This window comes from Tessaracoccus sp. SD287 (assembly GCF_017355265.1).
GTDB lineage: Bacteria > Actinomycetota > Actinomycetes > Propionibacteriales > Propionibacteriaceae > Aestuariimicrobium.
On sequence record NZ_JADIJQ010000065.1, the window covers coordinates 1 to 332 of the forward strand.

The window sequence follows — 332 nt, forward strand, 5'->3', positions numbered from 1 at the left end:
GTGGTCTGCTCGAGCGTCTGCACCAGCAGTTGCGGACCACCCCAGGCGAAGGCGGCGTTCAGTTTGCTCCTGCCGTGACCGGGGATCGGCACGTAGGAGTCACGCGGCAGGCTGATCAGCGCCGGGTCGCCGGTCTCGGGGATGACCAGCATCAGGATGGTGTCGGTGCGGGCGCCCTCGGCGGTGCCGGTGCCGTACTTGCGTTGCTGTTCCTCGGTGAGGTTCTCGCGCTGGTCGCTGCCGACCAGCAGGAACACCTTGCCGGGCTGGTCGGCGGGACGTTCCCCGGCGGGCATTGCCTGGACCGTGTTGCCCTGGGTCAGGTGCCAGAA

The 332-nt window shown here is 68.7% G+C and carries 1 protein-coding gene; it reads right to left on the reverse strand.

Features of this window, described 5'->3' with window-relative positions; genetic code table 11:
• Positions 1-332: LCP family protein (locus IPV09_RS14010; RefSeq protein ID WP_207475967.1), on the reverse strand; the 332-nt coding region annotated here is incomplete at both ends.